A 14635-nucleotide genomic window follows, 5' to 3' on the forward strand; every position below is an offset into this window, starting at 1 on the left:
GGAGAGCGAATCGTTCCGTTCCGGCCCGGTTCTCAGTGAATCCTCATCAAGAGATCCGCGTCACGCCGGCCCGGACGCGGTCGCTGTCGCGAGGCTCACGCCTTCATGAAGCCGCCCTCGTACGCCGCGATCACCGCCTGCGTTCGGTCCCGGGCTCCGGTCTTCGCGAGGACCGCCGCCACATGGGTCTTCACCGTGGCGGGGCCCACCTCCATCCGCCGCGCGATCTCCGCGTTCGTCAGGCCCGCCGCCATGTGCCGCAGCACCTCGCTCTCGCGGCCCGTGAGCCGCGCCACCCACGCCGGTGCCGCGGGCTCGGCGCGCCCGTACTCCGCGGCGAGGGCACGCACCGCCGCGGGGAACAGCAGCGAGTCGGTCCGCGCGACGAGGCGCACCGCCTGCACAAGCGCGTCCGCCTCGGCCCGCTTGAGGAGGAACCCGGCGGCCCCGGCGCGCAGCGCCTCGTACACGTACGCGTCGTTCTCGAAGGTGGTGACCACGACGATCCGCGGGGGCCCGGCCATCGACCCGAGGATCCGTTCCGTGGCGCGGATGCCGTCGACCCCCGGCATCCGTACGTCCATGAGGACCACGTCCGGCGCCAGCTCGCGCACCACGGACACCGCCTCGGCGCCGGTCGCGGCCTCGCCCACGACCTCGATGCCGTCCTCGGCGGACAGGATGGCGCGCAGGGCGCTGCGCACCATGCGCTCGTCGTCGGCGAGGACGACACGGATCGTGGTGGTCGGGGTCATGGGGTGGTTCCTCTCCTGCGAATCCTCATGCGCTCGCCTTCAGCGGCAGCCGTACGGACACGCGCCACGCACCGTCCGCGGGGCCGGCCTCGGTGGTGCCGCCGAGCAGCCGGGACCGGTCCGCGATGCCGCGCAGGCCATGGCCGCCGCCGGGGCGGGCGTGCGGCGGGTGCGGCGGCAGCGGGTTCTCTGCGGTGATCAGCAGGTCGTCGCCGTCGCGCGCGAGGCGCAGCGCGAGCGGCGTGCCCGCGTGCCGCAGCGCGTTGCTCAGCACCTCCTGCACGATCCGGTACGCCTCGCGGGACACCAGGGGCGGCAGCGCGGCCGGGTCGAGGGCCGCGACATCCGCCTGTACGCGCAGGCCGCCGGCCCTCGTGCGGCTCAGCAGCCCGTCCAGGCCGCCGGCGAGGGTCGGCGCGGGCGCCGTGGACGCGGGGTCGTCCGCCTCCCTCAACACGCCCAGTACGGCGTCGAGTTCGCCGACGGTGCGCCGCGCGGTGTCCTCGATCGCCGCGAGGGCCTCGCGCACGAACTCCGCGTCGTGGTCGAGGACGCGGCGGGCCGCGCTCGCCTGGAGGGTGACCGCGCTCAGGGCGTGGCCCACCGAGTCGTGCAGCTCGCGGGCGAGCCGGTTGCGTACGGCGAGGTCGGCGGCGCGGCGCTCGGCCACGGCGAGCCGGTCGGCCGGCGTCGGTCCGAGGAGCGCGGGCGCCCACCGCGCCAGCAGGCCGCCGGCCACCGCGGCGCAGCCCGCGAGCGCCACGAGCATCGCCGCGCCGACGACCGGGGCGAGCGCCAACGCCCAGGCGTGGTGCAGGACTTCGGGCAGCGCCAGGGACGAGTCACGCAGCCCGGCGAACAAGGGAAGGGCGATCAGTGTCACCGCGAACGGGGGCACCGAGAGCGTCATCCCGCTGAGCACCCCGCCGAACCCGAGGTGCAGCGTGAACCAGGCGGCGGTCCGCGCCCGCGCGGCGCGACTGTGGGGCGGCCCGTCGGCGAGCGCGTCGGCCGGCACCCCGCACAGCGCGCGCACCGCCGCCACCGACATCGGCCGGGTCAGCGGGAACAGCGCCGTGACGGCGGCGAGCGGCAACCCCACCGCGAACGAGCCGAGTTGGAGCGTCAGAGAGGTGAAGACATCGCTCACGCCGGTGAGCGGCCCGACGACGACGGAACCCACCAGGACGTACGGCATGGCCAGCGCGCCGCCGAGAATCAGATGGATCCACCTCCGGCGCGCCCGCCGCCCCAAGAGGGCGTCCCAGAAGGCCCTCATGACGCCGTACGTCGCTCCGCGCGGCCCGCGAGGAAGCGCACGCCGACGGCGCAGACGAGGATCCCGGAGGTCATCTGGACAGCGTAGGTGAGGTTCATGACCGGCGTCGGCCGCCGGGTGATGTCGTCGACGCCGGCGAGGGAGGCGAGCGCGAGCCAGCCGCCCCAGCAGGTCACGGCCCCGGAGCCGACCCACGCCAGGGCCAGCGGCAGCTTCGCGGGCAGGCCGCCGCCGCGCCGGAAGGCGAGGGCCAGGGCGCCGAGCACGGCGGCGGCCAGGAACAACACGTCCGTCGCCTCGAGGACGTAGAAGTCACTTGTACGGTCCGCGATCCGGGCGGAGTTGAGGCCGGTGGCCGCGCCGCACGCCCACAGCAGGTGCAGGGCCAGGGGGAACAGGGCGACCACGGCCGCGGCGACCGCGAGGATCCGCCCGGCGGCGTCGGCCGGGGGACGCGGCAGCTCCCGGACCGGGCCGCGCCATGTGTGGCCCCAGCGGTCGCGCGCGTACAGAGCGAACAGGGCGCCGAGGGCGAGCCCCTGAAGGATGAAGCCGGTGTAGACGACCCCGAACACCCACTCGTCGAGGAAGGGCGCGCCCTTGGACCCGCTGTGGTTCACGGATCCGCCGAACGCCCTGACCATCAGCTGGAGCGGGTACCCGGTCATGATCGGGGCGAGGAGACCGGTCGCCACCCACATCGGGACGACGAGGAGCCAGGCCGGGACGCGTCGCCCCCACGGCCGGGTCAGCAGCAGCGCGAGGACGATCACGAAGCTGTCGAGGACCACGCCGAGGGAGTTGGCCACGACCATCGACGCGCGGTGGTCGAGGAGCGAGCTGCCGTCGGGGATCCCGACGTGACTGCCCGCGATCCAGGCGGCCTTGAGCCCGAGATAGGGCAGACAGGACACGACGGCGACCGCCCGAAGTGCGCGTCGGAGCCGGCCGGCGCGGGGTGCGGGAGCGGTGCGCGGAGCGGGAGCGAGTGTGCGCGTCATACGTCCACGCTCCCGCCCCGGCCCCCGCCGCACGTCCTGCCCGCAGCCGATCCGCCTCCGCCGCGCGGGGGAGACCACGGCCGCCGCAGGCGTACGGGGCACCCGCCGTGTACCGCTTACGCGTCGAGCACCAGCACGTACTCGGGAATTTCCCTCCCGCGCGCGTGGGCGAAGCCCGAATCCTGGCCGGTGACACGGAAACCGCACTTCTCCAGGACGCGCAGCGAGCCGATGTTGTCGGTCGCGGCGCGTGCGTGCAGCGGGCGCTCCGGGACCTCGGCGAGCAACGCGCGGAGCGCCGCCGTGGCGAGTCCGCGCCCCCAGTGCGCGCGGTCGATCCAGTACGTGACCTCGAGATCGCCCCGCTCCCCGTACACGGCCGCGCTCCCCACGAGTTCGCCGTCGGCGACGACGGCGCGCACCACGTCGGACGACGAACAGATCCGCTTCCAGTGCGCCTCGAATTTGCCCCAGTCGGACCCCCTGGGGGAGACGAACGCGGCGACGCGGGCCGCCTCCGGGTCGTTCATGTGCTGGAAGAAGGCGCGGACGTCACTCTCCTCGACGGCACGCAGCGTGACTTCCATCAGAGCCTCCGCGTCGCCAGGGTCAGCCGGTCGCGGGCGTCGAACAGCGCGTCCTTCACCATCTGCTCGTGCGCGGGAGTCAGCCGCGCCACCGGCACCGAGCAGCTGATCGCGTCGCGCGCCGGAGTGCGGTACGGGATCGCGACGCCGAAGCAGCGAAGGCCCAGTGTGTTCTCCTCGCGGTCCACCGCGATGCCCTGCTCGCGCACCGCGTGCAGCTCCTCGATGAGTTTCTCGCGGTCGGTGATGGTGTGCTCGGTGAGCGCCGGGAGCGTCTCGGGGAGCATCTTGCGGACCTGCTCGTCGGTGTGGGTCGCGAGCAGCGCCTTGCCGAGGGACGTGGAGTGCGCGGGCAGCCGGCGGCCGACGCGGGTGAAGGGCCGCAGGTAGTGCTGCGACTGGCGCGTGGCGAGATAGACGACGTTCGTGCCGTCGAGGCGCGCCAGGTGGATCGTCTCCGTGGTGTCGTCCGAGAGCCGGTCGAGGGTGGGGCGGGCCGCGGCCACCACCTCGTCGCCGTCGATGTACGACGTACCGACGAGCAGGGCGCGCACCCCGATCCCGTACCGCGTGCCCGTCGCGTCCGTCTCCACCCAGCCGAGCTCGACGAGCGTGCGAAGGAGCATGTACAGGCTGGACTTGGGGTAGCCGACCGCTTCCTGGACGGCCGCCAGAGAGTGCATTCCGGGCCGGCCCGCGAAGTATTCGAGCAGTTCCACGGTCCGAACCGCGGACTTGACCTGAGCCCCGCCGCTCGTCTCACCTGCCGACATTCCCTTGACCCCTTCGTTCGACCAGAATTAGTGTCCTGAGTCCGTAGCGTATTCATCATCAGGAACAGCGTTCAGCATATCGAACAGCTGCTGTTCGTCGTCAGGTGAGCGGCACAGATCTGGAGGAACCCGCGGTGGCAGCAGCACCAGTCTGGAGTGTCGACCCCCGAACCGGGAAGCAGCGGGAGCAGGTTGCGGTGGAAGCCACAGCCCAGGAGGTGGACCAGGCGGTCCGCGCCGCGCGCGCCGCCGCGGGAGCCCTCGCGGACCGCACCGTGCGCGCCGCCTTCCTGCGCAGTGCCGCCGAACTCCTCGACGCCTCCAAGGACCATCTGGTGGAGGCCGCGGACGCCGAGACCGCGCTCGGTCCCGTCCGCCTCACCGGTGAACTCGCCCGCACCAGCTACCAGTTGCGCGCCTTCGCGGACATCGTCGACGAGGGCGCCTTCCTGGGCGTCGTCATCGACCACCCGGACGACTCGGCGACCCCGCCGATCCCGGACCTGCGCCGCTACAAGGTGCCCCTGGGCGTCGTCGCCGTCTACTCGGCGTCGAACTTCCCGTTCGCCTTCTCCGTGCCCGGCGGCGACACCGCGAGCGCGCTCGCCGCGGGCTGCCCCGTCGTCGTCAAGGCGCACCCGGATCACCCGGCCACCTCCGAACTGGTCGCCTCCGTGCTGCGCAGGGCCGCCGCCCAGCACGGCATCCCGGAGGGCCTCCTCGGGCTGGTCCACGGCTTCGAGGCGGGCGTCGAGCTCGTGAAGCACCCGCTGGTCTCGGCCGCCGGATTCACCGGTTCCGTACGGGGCGGACGCGCCCTCTTCGACGCGGCGGCCGCCCGCCCCGTGCCGATCCCCTTCCACGGCGAACTCGGCTCCCTCAACCCCGTGGTCATCACGGCGGAGGCCGTGGCCGAGCGCGCCGAGCAGATCGGCGCCGGGCTGGCGGGCTCGATGACGCTCGGCGTCGGCCAGTTCTGCGTGAAGCCCGGCCTCGTCTTCGCGCCCGTGGGCGCCGACGGCGACCGCCTCGTCAAGTCCCTCACCGATGCCGTCAGTGACACCGAAGCGGGCGTACTCCTCGACCACCGCATGCGCGACAACTTCGTCGCGGGCGTCGCCGAGCGCGCGGCGCTGCCCGACGTGGACGCCCCCGTGACCCCGGGCGCGGGCAGCGAGCACACCGTCAGCCCCGGCTTCCTCACGGTCCCCGCCCAGCGCCTGGCGACCGACGGCGCCCACGACCTCCTCCTGGAGGAGTGCTTCGGCCCGGTCACCGTCGTCGCCCGCTACGAGGACGACGCCGAGGTCACCGCCGTGCTCTCGCGGCTGCCCGGCAACCTCTCGGCCACCGTCCACCTGTCCGCGGGCGAGGCAGCGGGCCAGGGGCGCGGCGCGGAGATCCTCGCCGAACTGACCCCGCTCGCGGGCCGCGTCCTGGTCAACGGCTGGCCCACCGGCGTCGCCGTCGCCCCCGCCCAGCACCACGGCGGCCCGTACCCGGCCACGACGTCCACGTCGACGTCCGTGGGCGGCACCGCCGTCGAGCGCTGGCTGCGGCCGGTCGCGTACCAGAACACCCCCGAGGCGCTCCTGCCGCCGGAGCTGCGCGACGACAACCCGCTGGGCCTGCCGCGCCGCTACGAGGGCCGTCAGGAACTCTGAACCCGCCCGCCCCTCACCGGCAGGCCCGCCCCTCACCGGGTAACCCGCCCCTCACCTGGAAAACTGACCCGATGGACATCGAGCTCCCCGAACTCCCCTTCCCGCTGCGCGCCTACGGCCCCGACGGGCAATGGTCGTACGAGGACGGGGTGCTCACCGGCCGGGCCGGACCCCGCCAGGACCGCTTCGTGCCGCCCACCGGCACGGCCCTGGATCCGGCGTCCGACGCGCCCCGCCTGCTCGGGGTGCCCGAGGGTGACTTCCAGCTGCTCGCCCGGGTCACGGTCGGCTTGACCGCCGCCGGCGACGCGGGCGTGCTCTATCTGCACGTCGGCGAGCGCGAGTGGGCCAAGCTCTGCCTGGAGCGCTCGCCCGACGAGCCGACCGTCTGCACCGTCGTCACGCGCGGCCGCTCCGACGACGCGAACGCGTTCGTCGTGGGCGGCAGCACGGTGTGGCTGCGCATCAGCCGCACCGGTTCGGCGTTCGCCTTCCACGCCTCGCAGGACGGCGAGAAGTGGACCTTCGTCCGGATCTTCTCGCTGGGCGACGAGGAATCCGCGGGCTCCGCCCTGGTCGGCTTCATGGCGCAGTCCCCGCTCGGTGACGGCTGCGCCGTCCGTTACGAGGACATCGAGTTCCGCCCCAGCTGGCCGCAGGGCCTGCGGGACGGCTCCTGACACCCCGGGAACCGGGCGGCGGGGGAACCCGGAAGCCGGAGAGGACGTCTTTTCCGGCGTGATCAGAACAGCCGTCCCCGCCGACGCCCCCGCACTCGCCGCGCTGCACCTGCGCGCCCGGGCCACCTACTACCCGGAAGGGTTCCCCGACGACGGCACCGACTGGGTGCAGGCGTGGGGGGAGGCGATCGCCCGCCCCCGCTCCCAGATCCTGGTCTCCGTACGGGACGGGGCCGTCGTCGGCCTCGCCTCCTTCCGCACGCCGGAGGGCGAGCCGAAGGACGTGGTCAAGCTCTTCCAGTTCCACGTCAGCCCCGACCACTGGCGCCAGGGCGTCGGCTCCGAGCTGCACGCGGCCTGCGTCGAGGAATGGCACGCGGACGGGTTCACCCAGGCCTGGCTGGACGTCCACGGGGACAACCAGCGCGCCCAGGCCTTCTACGCCCGCCAGGGCTGGGCCGACGAGGGGTACGGGGACCACGGCGGCAGCCATCGGCGGATGCGGCTGCGCCTGACCGCCGGGCCCGGGGAATGAGCCGCCGGAGGCGGGCGTTGAGAGGGGTCGCAGGGCGCACCCTGCCCCGTACGAATCTGGAGTGACCCCCATGCGCGTCGAGATCTGGTCCGACATCGCCTGCCCCTGGTGCTACGTCGGCAAGGCCCGCTTCGAGAAGGCCCTGGCCGCCTTCCCGCACCGTGACGGCGTCGAGGTGGTCCACCGCTCCTTCGAGCTGGACCCGACGCGCGCCAAGGGCGACAGCGGACTCGTCATCCCGATGCTCGCGCAGAAGTACGGCATGACCGAGGACCAGGCGCGGGCCGCCGAGAGCAGCCTCGGCGAGAACGCCGCCTCCGAAGGACTCGACTACCTCACCGAGGGCCGCGACCACGGCAACACCTTCGACATGCACCGCCTCCTTCACTTCGCGAAGGAGCAGGGCCGCCAGGACCAGCTGATCGGCCTCCTGTACCGGGCGAACTTCGCCGAAGAGCGGTCCGTCTTCGCCGACGCCGACGAGTACCTGATCGGCCTCGCCGCCGAGGCCGGACTCGACGCCGACGAGGCCCGCGCCGTCCTCGCCGACCCCGCCCGGTACGCCGACGACGTGCGCGCGGACGAGCGCGAGGCAGCCGAGCTCGGCGCGAACGGCGTGCCCTTCTTCGTCCTCGACCGCAAGTACGGCGTCTCCGGAGCCCAGCCCGCCGAGGTCTTCGCCCAGGCGCTGGAACAGGCGTGGGACAGCCGCTCGCCGCTCCAGGTCATCGACAGCGGCGACGCCGAGGCCTGCGGTCCGGACGGATGCGCGGTCCCGCAGAGCTGACACACGCCGCGGGAGTGTCTCTTGTAAGAGCCGCCGGAGCAGCACTCATCAGCCCCGTCGGAGCAGCTCTTATAAGACACGCTTAGGGGTACTGCTCAACAACTCGCAATGGACCGATAGTTGGCGAGGCGGCACAGTGGTCTCATGGAGACTCTCGATCACGCGCTCGTGCGCGCCGAGTTCGCACCCGTCACGACCTATCTGAACACCGCGAGCACCGGGCTGCTCCCGTCCCGCGCGGTGGCGGCCATGAGGGACGCGGTCGCCTCCGTCGCGGCCGGCCGCCCCGCCGACATGTTCGCTGACGTCGAGGCCGCCCGCGCCTCCTTCGCCCGGATCGCCGGAGTCCCGGCCGACCGGGTGGCGGCCGGGGCGTCGGTGGCCGTCTACACCGGCGTCCTCGCCGCCTCGCTGCCGGCGGGCGCCGAAGTCCTCACCGCGGAGGACGACTTCAGCTCCACCGTGAACCCCTTCCACGTACGCGGCGACCTCAAGGTCCGCACCGCGCCCCTGGAGCGGATCGCCGACGCCGTGCGTCCCGGCACCGCGCTGGTCGCCGTCAGCGCCGCCCAGTCCGCCGACGGACGCGTCGCCGATCTGCCCGCCATCCGCGAGGCGGCCCGCGCCCACGGCGCCCGCACCTACATCGACTGCTCCCAGGCGGCGGGCTGGTTCCCCGTCGACGCGGACGCGCAGGACTACACGTCCGCCGTCGCCTTCAAGTGGCTCCTGTGCCCGCGCGGCGTCACCTTCTTCGTCGTACCGCAGGACCTGGGCTCACTCACCGCGGTCTTCGCGGGCTGGGTCGCGGGCGAGCGCCCGTGGGACAGCTGCTACGGACCCGTCCAGGAGCTCGCCCACTCCGCCCGGCGGTTCGACGAGAGCCCGAGCCTCTTCTCGTACGCGGGCGCGCGGCACTCCCTGGCCCTCATCGAGGAACTCGGCGTCGACGCGATCCGCGCCCATGACCTCGCCCTGGCCGACCGCTTCCGCGCGGGTCTCGCCACGCTCGGCCACGTGCCCGTGCCGGCGCCCGGCTCGCCCGTGGTCTCCGTGCCGGGCCTCGGTGTACGGCAGCCGGAACTCAGCCGCGCCGGCATCGAGGTCTCCGACCGCGCGGGCAACCTGCGGGCGGCCTTCCACCTGTACAACACGGAGTCCGACGTCGACCGGCTCCTTGAGGCGCTCTCGGACTGAGCCCTTTGGGCACGGGGCGGGGCACGGGGCGGGCCCGCCCGCTATGGCGAGGTCACCTGTCGGCCGGCCCCGCGCCCGGGCAGTCCGACGCATCCGCGCACAGGTTCGCCTCGACCTTGGCGAGCAGCCGCAGGAGTTCGGTCTGCTCCTCCTTGTCGAGGCCGCGCAGCGTGTGGTCCTCCAGCTCGCCCCACTGGTGCTGCACGTCGCCGAGCAGGCCGCAGCTGGCGTCCGTCGTCTCCACGAGCACGGCCCGTCGGTCGCGCGGATCGGGGCTGCGCCGCACATGACCGGCCTGTTCGAGCCGCTGGAGCATCTTCGTGACCGTGGACGGGTCCAGGTCGACCGCCTTGATGAGCTCCGACTGACGCACGGGTCCCTTGTCCCACAAGTGCATCATCAGGAACTCCTGGCCCGGATAGAGGCCGAGCCCGCGCAGCAGCTTGCCCGCGGTGATCCGGTGCAGCCGCGCGACGCGGGAGAGCGCGTGGCTGACGGGGCCGCAGCGGGCGGCCTCGGGCAGGTGCTCACTACAAGGTGGCTCGTCCGTCATGGCGACTCCTGATCGGTTCCGGCCTCGCCGTGGATTCGGTCTCCACGGGGGTTCGGTCTCTTCACACAGAGATTACCTTGGTCGGCCAATGAATCGGTTACAGTGGCACTCGGCCCGATTACTTGGCCGACCACATATTGGTCGGCACTGCCTCGCCTGCCTTTGGATGGAGTAGCCATGACCACCGCCTTCGACCCGATCGACCTCTCCGGCGTCCAGCTCGCCAACCGCATCGCCATGGCCCCGATGACCCGCAGCCGGGCCGGTGAGGGCGGCACCGCCACCGACCTGACCGCCGAGTACTACGCGCAGCGCGCCTCGGCCGGCCTGATCATCACCGAGGGCATCCAGCCGTCCGCCGCAGGGCAGGGTTACGCATGGACCCCGGGCCTGCACAGCGACGAGCAGATCGCCTCCTGGCGCAAGGTCACCGACGCCGTACACGCCAAGGGTGGCAGGATCTACGCGCAGATCATGCACGCGGGCCGGATCAGCCACCCCGTGCTGCTGCCCGAGGGCCAGACCCCGGTCGCCCCGTCCCCGGTCGCCCCGGCGGGCCAGGGCTTCACCCACGAGGGCATGAAGGACTTCGTCACCCCGCGCGCGCTGACCGGCGACGAGATCCGCGCGACCATCGCCGACTACGCCACCGCCGCCCGCAACGCGATCGAGGCGGGCTTCGACGGCGTGGAGCTGCACGGCGCCAACGGCTACCTCATCCACCAGTTCCTCGCGCCCAACACCAACCTGCGTGACGACGAGTGGGGCGGCAGCGCGGAGAACCGCATCCGCTTCGCCGTCGAGGTCGTCAAGGCCGTCGCCGCCGAGATCGGCGCCGAGCGGACCGGCCTGCGGATCTCGCCCGGCAACGCGTACAACTCCATCGAGGAGAGCGACCCGGCGCCGACGTACACCGCGCTGGTCACGGAGATCGAGCCGCTCGGCCTCTCCTACCTGCACGTCCTCGAGAGCTCGGACATCCGCGAGCTGACCCTGGCGCTGCGCAAGCAGTTCTCGGGCACGTTCGTCATCAACGTCCTCAGCGACGGGCCCACCGGGCACGGCGACCTCTCCGTGATCGAGGACGGCATCGCCGACATCATCACGTTCGGCGCGCTCTTCCTCGCCAACCCCGACCTGCCCGCCCGCCTGAAGACGCAGGGCCCGTACAACGCCCCGGACCCGGCGACGTTCTTCGGCGGCGACGCGAAGGGCTACACGGACTACCCCGCGCTGACCGCCTGACGCACCCTCCCGCAACGCGAGTTGGGGCGGCCCCCGACCGGGAGCCGCCCCAACTACGCCTGTACGAAGGCGACTTCACCGGAGTGAAGTCTCTCGCCCCGATGCTGTGTTTTTCGGGGGACGACCCCCGAGCCCCCAGCCGGGAGCGGCGCTACCTCACCGGAGTGAAGTCTCTCGCCCCGATGAACTCGGGTCGCCGCACCGGAGCCGCGAACGGCTTCACCGCCGCGTTCTCCACGCTGTTGAACACGATGAAGACGTTCGAGCGCGGGTACGGGGTGATGTTGTCCCCGGAGCCGTGCATGGCGTTGCAGTCGAACCACGTCGCCGAACCCGCGCGGCCGGTGAACAGGCGGATGCCGTGCCGGTCCGCGAACGCGGTCAGCGCCTCGTCCGACGGCGTGCCCGCGTCCTGCATCTGGAGGGACTTCTTGTAGTTGTCCCGCGGCGTCTCGCCCGCGCAGCCCAGGAACGTCGTGTGCGACCCCGGCATGATCATCAAGCCGCCGTTGGTGTCGTAGTTCTCGGTCAGCGCGATCGAGACGGACACGGTCCGCATGTTCGGCAGGCCGTCCTCCGCGTGCCAGGTCTCGAAGTCCGAGTGCCAGTAGAAGCCACTCGCCCCGAAACCGGGCTTGACGTTGATCCTCGACTGGTGGACGTAGACGTCCGAGCCGAGGATCTGGCGGGCCCGGTCCACGACGCGCTCGTCGCGCACGAGGTTCGCGAACACCTCGCTGATCCGGTGCACCTCGAAGACGGACCGCACGTCCTGCGACGTGGGCTCGACGATGGAACGCTCGTCGGCCTTGATCGCCGGATCCGTGACCAGCCGGTTCAACTCGGCCTGGTAGACGCCGATCTCGTCCGGGCCGATCAATTCCTCGATCGCGAGGAAGCCGTCCCGTTCGAAGCCCGCGAGGTCCGACTGACGGATCGGACCCCGCGCTCCCGGCGGCGACCAGACGACCGGGTCGACGCGCGGGGTGGCCACCTCAACCGTGCCGCGAGTCGGGTACAGGTCTGTGATGTCAGGGTCCGCAGAAAGGGCGGTCATGGGGGATCAGGCCTCCTCGGGCTCGGTCAGCAGCGGGTAGACGCCGTTCTCGTCGTGGTCCTCCCGCCCGGTGACGGGCGGGTTGAACACGCACACGCAGCGGAAGTCCGTCTTGGGCCGCAGCGTGTGGTGCTCGTGGCCGTTCAGGAGGTACATGGTGCCCGGCTCGATCCAGTGCTTCTCGCCGGTCTCCTCGTTGGTGAGCTCGGCCTCGCCCTCGACGCACAGCACGGCCTCGATGTGGTTGGCGTACCACATCCTCGTCTCCGTACCCGCGTAGAGGGTCGTCTCGTGCAGGGAGAAGCCGACCCTCTCCTTGGCGAGCACGATGCGCTTGCTCTCCCACGTGCCGGACGCGGCCTTCACGTGCCGGTCGGTGTTCTCGATCTCCTTGAACGAACGGACAATCACGGTGAGTTGCTGCCTCTCTCTTCTGCGTTCCTGAGGGGTGTCAGGCGGTCTCGCGCACGGCCCTGGTGAGCGTGCGCAGCCCCTCTTCCAGCTCCTCGGGCGTGATCGTCAGCGCCGGAAGCAGCTTGACGACCTCGCTCTCGGGGCCGGAGGTCTCGATGAGCAGGCCGAGCTCGAAGGCGCGCTTGGCCACCTTGCCCGCCCGCTCCTTGTCGCGGAACTCGATGCCCCAGACCAGGCCGCGGCCGCGGTACTCGACGGTGTCGTCCGGGTACTCGGTGCGCAGCGCGCTCAGGGTCTCCTCGATCTGCTGGCCGCGCGTCAGGGTCTGCTTCTCCATGGCGGCGCCGTCGGTCCAGTACGTCTCCAGGGCGGCGGCGGCCGTCACGAATGCGGGGTTGTTGCCGCGGAACGTGCCGTTGTGCTCGCCCGGCTCCCAGATGTCGAGCTCCGGCTTGAACAGGCACAGGGACATGGGGAGTCCGTACCCGCTGATGGACTTCGACACGGTCACGATGTCCGGCGTGATGCCCGCCTCCTCGAAGGAGAAGAAGGCGCCGGTGCGGCCGCAGCCCATCTGGATGTCGTCGACGATCAGGAGCATGTCCCAGCGCCTGCACACGTCGGCGAGCTTGCGCAGCCACTCGGCGCGGGCCACGTTGATGCCGCCCTCGCCCTGCACCGTCTCGACGATCACGGCGGCGGGCGTGTTCAGGCCCGAGCCGGAGTCCTCGAGGAGGCGCTCGAACCAGATGAAGTCCGGCGTCTGCCCGTCGAGGTAGTTGTCGAACGGCATCGGGGTGCCGTGCACCAGCGGGATGCCGGCGCCCGCGCGCTTGAAGGCGTTGCCGGTCACCGCGAGGGAGCCGAGCGACATGCCGTGGAAGGCGTTCGTGAACGACACGATCGACTCGCGGCCCTTGACCTTGCGGGCCAGCTTCAGCGCCGACTCGACGGCGTTGGTGCCCGTCGGGCCCGGGAACATGACCTTGTACGGCAGGTCACGCGGGCGCAGGATGATGTTCTGGAACGACTCCAGGAAGGCGCGCTTCGCCGTCGTCGACATGTCGAGCCCGTGCGTGACGCCGTCGCGCTCCAGGTAGTCGATCAGGGCGCGTTTGAGGACGGGGTTGTTGTGCCCGTAGTTGAGCGATCCCGCGCCCGCGAAGAAGTCGAGGTACTCGTGGCCGTCCTCGTCGAACATGCGGCTGCCCTGCGCCCGGTCGAAGACGGTGGGCCAACTGCGGCAGTAGCTGCGCACCTCCGACTCAAGGGTCTCGAAGACGCTCAGGTCCGGCTGGGTGATGGTCACAGCGAATCTCCTGGGAGATGGGAGTGGGGGATGGCTTGGAACAGGTCGGGCGGTGGAGCGGTGACCGTCACGCGGTCCCGCGGTGACGCGGTCTCGCGGTGACGGGAAGTGAATGGGGGGCGGGGCCGGTCGTGGGTCAGACGATCGGCCCGATGCGGTGGAGCACCTCGGGCTCGTGCCCGTCGTCCGGGAAGAGGCCCGCGTCGAACAGCACCGTCTGCGCGACCTCCGCGCCGTTGCGCCGCGCGAACGAGGCGAACAGCCGCTGCGAGGCGGTGTTGTCGGGCGAGATCGTCGTTTCGAGCACGGTCGTCGCGCGGTCGGCGGCGACCTTCGCCCAGAGCCCGTCGAGCAGCGCCCCGGCCAGACCGCGCCCCCGGTGCGCATGGTCGACGGCCACCTGCCACACCACGAGGGTGCGCGGGTTCTCAGGCCGGATGTATCCGGTGATGAACCCGGCGACGGAGCCGGCGGCGTCGCGTGCCACGACGGACGTGGCGGCGAAGTCCCGGCACCACAGCAGATAGCTGTACGAGGAGTTGAGGTCGAGCACCTTCGAGTCGCGGGCGATACGCCAGATTGCGGCTCCGTCGGCCACCTCGGGCCGGTCGATCCGCAGGCTCTCGGGCATTTCCAGGAATTGCGCGGTCATGTGAATTCAATTTACCGAGCAATTTCTGGGATTGCATCGGGGGAGAGGGTTACGTAAACGCTCGTTCTGTGTTATCGCGCGGGGGTGTGCGCGCACGCGAAATCTCGGCGGTATGCGTAGATTTGCCTGGGGCGAACTGCGCAAAAC

Annotated in this window: 16 protein-coding genes; 6 read left to right on the top strand and 10 right to left on the bottom strand. The window is 71.7% G+C overall.

Annotated features, from left to right (window positions below; all coding sequences use genetic code 11):
• Positions 1-95: 95 nt before the first annotated feature.
• The 5 genes from ACIPWY_RS27330 to ACIPWY_RS27350 form a co-directional block, all read right to left on the bottom strand.
• Complete coding sequence (locus ACIPWY_RS27330; protein WP_362908059.1) at positions 96-755, bottom strand: response regulator transcription factor; 660 nt, start codon at positions 753-755, stop codon at positions 96-98.
• A 25-nt stretch (positions 756-780) separates the two neighbouring features.
• Complete coding sequence (locus ACIPWY_RS27335; RefSeq protein WP_393705545.1) at positions 781-2034, bottom strand: sensor histidine kinase; 1254 nt, start codon at positions 2032-2034, stop codon at positions 781-783.
• On the bottom strand, positions 2031-3035 hold the full coding sequence (locus ACIPWY_RS27340) for a hypothetical protein (protein ID WP_401535449.1): 1005 nt from the start codon (positions 3033-3035) through the stop codon (positions 2031-2033). Before ACIPWY_RS27340 ends, ACIPWY_RS27335 begins: the two co-directional genes overlap by 4 nt.
• A gap of 116 nt (positions 3036-3151) precedes the next feature.
• The gene (locus ACIPWY_RS27345) at positions 3152-3622 is read right to left on the bottom strand and encodes a GNAT family N-acetyltransferase (RefSeq protein ID WP_362908062.1); all 471 of its coding nucleotides are present in this window, start codon (positions 3620-3622) and stop codon (positions 3152-3154) included.
• A complete protein-coding gene (locus ACIPWY_RS27350) occupies positions 3622-4395 on the bottom strand; it encodes an IclR family transcriptional regulator (RefSeq protein ID WP_362908063.1) in 774 nt (257 codons plus the stop codon). Before ACIPWY_RS27350 ends, ACIPWY_RS27345 begins: the two co-directional genes overlap by 1 nt.
• Before the next feature lie 134 nt (positions 4396-4529).
• On the opposite strand from ACIPWY_RS27350, the gene ACIPWY_RS27355 reads away from it, so the two are divergent.
• From ACIPWY_RS27355 to ACIPWY_RS27375, 5 genes are all read left to right on the top strand, one after another.
• Complete coding sequence (locus tag ACIPWY_RS27355; RefSeq protein ID WP_401535452.1) at positions 4530-6059, top strand: aldehyde dehydrogenase (NADP(+)); 1530 nt, start codon at positions 4530-4532, stop codon at positions 6057-6059.
• Between the two features lie 71 nt (positions 6060-6130).
• Complete coding sequence (locus ACIPWY_RS27360) at positions 6131-6739, top strand: DUF1349 domain-containing protein (protein ID WP_401535454.1); 609 nt, start codon at positions 6131-6133, stop codon at positions 6737-6739.
• Positions 6740-6797: 58 nt separating this feature from the next.
• Positions 6798-7274, top strand: coding sequence for a GNAT family N-acetyltransferase (locus tag ACIPWY_RS27365; RefSeq protein WP_362908066.1), 477 nt, complete (start codon positions 6798-6800; stop codon positions 7272-7274).
• Between the two features lie 70 nt (positions 7275-7344).
• The gene (locus tag ACIPWY_RS27370) at positions 7345-8061 is read left to right on the top strand and encodes a DsbA family oxidoreductase (RefSeq protein WP_362908067.1); all 717 of its coding nucleotides are present in this window, start codon (positions 7345-7347) and stop codon (positions 8059-8061) included.
• Between the two features lie 144 nt (positions 8062-8205).
• Positions 8206-9258 (top strand): aminotransferase class V-fold PLP-dependent enzyme, encoded by a 1053-nt coding sequence (locus ACIPWY_RS27375; RefSeq protein WP_389552243.1) that lies wholly within the window; start codon positions 8206-8208, stop codon positions 9256-9258.
• A 52-nt stretch (positions 9259-9310) separates the two neighbouring features.
• On the opposite strand, the gene ACIPWY_RS27380 is transcribed toward ACIPWY_RS27375, so the two are convergent.
• Positions 9311-9811 (bottom strand): MarR family winged helix-turn-helix transcriptional regulator, encoded by a 501-nt coding sequence (locus ACIPWY_RS27380; RefSeq protein ID WP_393705540.1) that lies wholly within the window; start codon positions 9809-9811, stop codon positions 9311-9313.
• Between the two features lie 177 nt (positions 9812-9988).
• Here ACIPWY_RS27380 and ACIPWY_RS27385 point away from each other — a divergent pair, with 177 nt between their 5' ends.
• Positions 9989-11056: an alkene reductase gene (locus tag ACIPWY_RS27385; RefSeq protein ID WP_362908070.1), complete on the top strand. Its 1068-nt coding sequence runs from the start codon at positions 9989-9991 to the stop codon at positions 11054-11056.
• A gap of 151 nt (positions 11057-11207) precedes the next feature.
• On the opposite strand, the gene thpD is transcribed toward ACIPWY_RS27385, so the two are convergent.
• From thpD to ectA, 4 genes are all read right to left on the bottom strand, one after another.
• Positions 11208-12113, bottom strand: a complete 906-nt coding sequence (thpD, locus tag ACIPWY_RS27390; protein WP_362908071.1) for an ectoine hydroxylase — start codon at positions 12111-12113, stop codon at positions 11208-11210.
• A gap of 6 nt (positions 12114-12119) precedes the next feature.
• Positions 12120-12524: an ectoine synthase gene (locus ACIPWY_RS27395; protein ID WP_362908072.1), complete on the bottom strand. Its 405-nt coding sequence runs from the start codon at positions 12522-12524 to the stop codon at positions 12120-12122.
• 40 nt (positions 12525-12564) lie between these two features.
• A complete protein-coding gene (gene ectB / locus ACIPWY_RS27400; protein WP_401535458.1) occupies positions 12565-13836 on the bottom strand; it encodes a diaminobutyrate--2-oxoglutarate transaminase in 1272 nt (423 codons plus the stop codon).
• A gap of 136 nt (positions 13837-13972) precedes the next feature.
• Positions 13973-14467, bottom strand: a complete 495-nt coding sequence (gene ectA / locus ACIPWY_RS27405; RefSeq protein WP_362908149.1) for a diaminobutyrate acetyltransferase — start codon at positions 14465-14467, stop codon at positions 13973-13975.
• Positions 14468-14635 lie beyond the last annotated feature (168 nt).

The sequence above is a fragment of the Streptomyces sp. NPDC090032 genome (genome assembly GCF_044748025.1).
Classification (GTDB): domain Bacteria; phylum Actinomycetota; class Actinomycetes; order Streptomycetales; family Streptomycetaceae; genus Streptomyces.

What these genes read in the sequence shown, in the direction of transcription:
- ACIPWY_RS27330 (WP_362908059.1), bottom strand. Translation starts at nt 755, where the DNA reads ATGACCCCGACCACCACGATCCGTGTCGTCCTCGCCGACGACGAGCGC.
- ACIPWY_RS27335 (WP_393705545.1), bottom strand. Translation starts at nt 2,034, where the DNA reads ATGAGGGCCTTCTGGGACGCCCTCTTGGGGCGGCGGGCGCGCCGGAGG.
- ACIPWY_RS27340 (WP_401535449.1), bottom strand. Translation starts at nt 3,035, where the DNA reads ATGACGCGCACACTCGCTCCCGCTCCGCGCACCGCTCCCGCACCCCGC.
- ACIPWY_RS27345 (WP_362908062.1), bottom strand. Translation starts at nt 3,622, where the DNA reads ATGGAAGTCACGCTGCGTGCCGTCGAGGAGAGTGACGTCCGCGCCTTC.
- ACIPWY_RS27350 (WP_362908063.1), bottom strand. Translation starts at nt 4,395, where the DNA reads ATGTCGGCAGGTGAGACGAGCGGCGGGGCTCAGGTCAAGTCCGCGGTT.
- ACIPWY_RS27360 (WP_401535454.1), top strand. Translation starts at nt 6,131, where the DNA reads ATGGACATCGAGCTCCCCGAACTCCCCTTCCCGCTGCGCGCCTACGGC.
- ACIPWY_RS27370 (WP_362908067.1), top strand. Translation starts at nt 7,345, where the DNA reads ATGCGCGTCGAGATCTGGTCCGACATCGCCTGCCCCTGGTGCTACGTC.
- ACIPWY_RS27375 (WP_389552243.1), top strand. Translation starts at nt 8,206, where the DNA reads ATGGAGACTCTCGATCACGCGCTCGTGCGCGCCGAGTTCGCACCCGTC.
- ACIPWY_RS27380 (WP_393705540.1), bottom strand. Translation starts at nt 9,811, where the DNA reads ATGACGGACGAGCCACCTTGTAGTGAGCACCTGCCCGAGGCCGCCCGC.
- ACIPWY_RS27385 (WP_362908070.1), top strand. Translation starts at nt 9,989, where the DNA reads ATGACCACCGCCTTCGACCCGATCGACCTCTCCGGCGTCCAGCTCGCC.
- thpD (WP_362908071.1), bottom strand. Translation starts at nt 12,113, where the DNA reads ATGACCGCCCTTTCTGCGGACCCTGACATCACAGACCTGTACCCGACT.
- ectA (WP_362908149.1), bottom strand. Translation starts at nt 14,467, where the DNA reads ATGCCCGAGAGCCTGCGGATCGACCGGCCCGAGGTGGCCGACGGAGCC.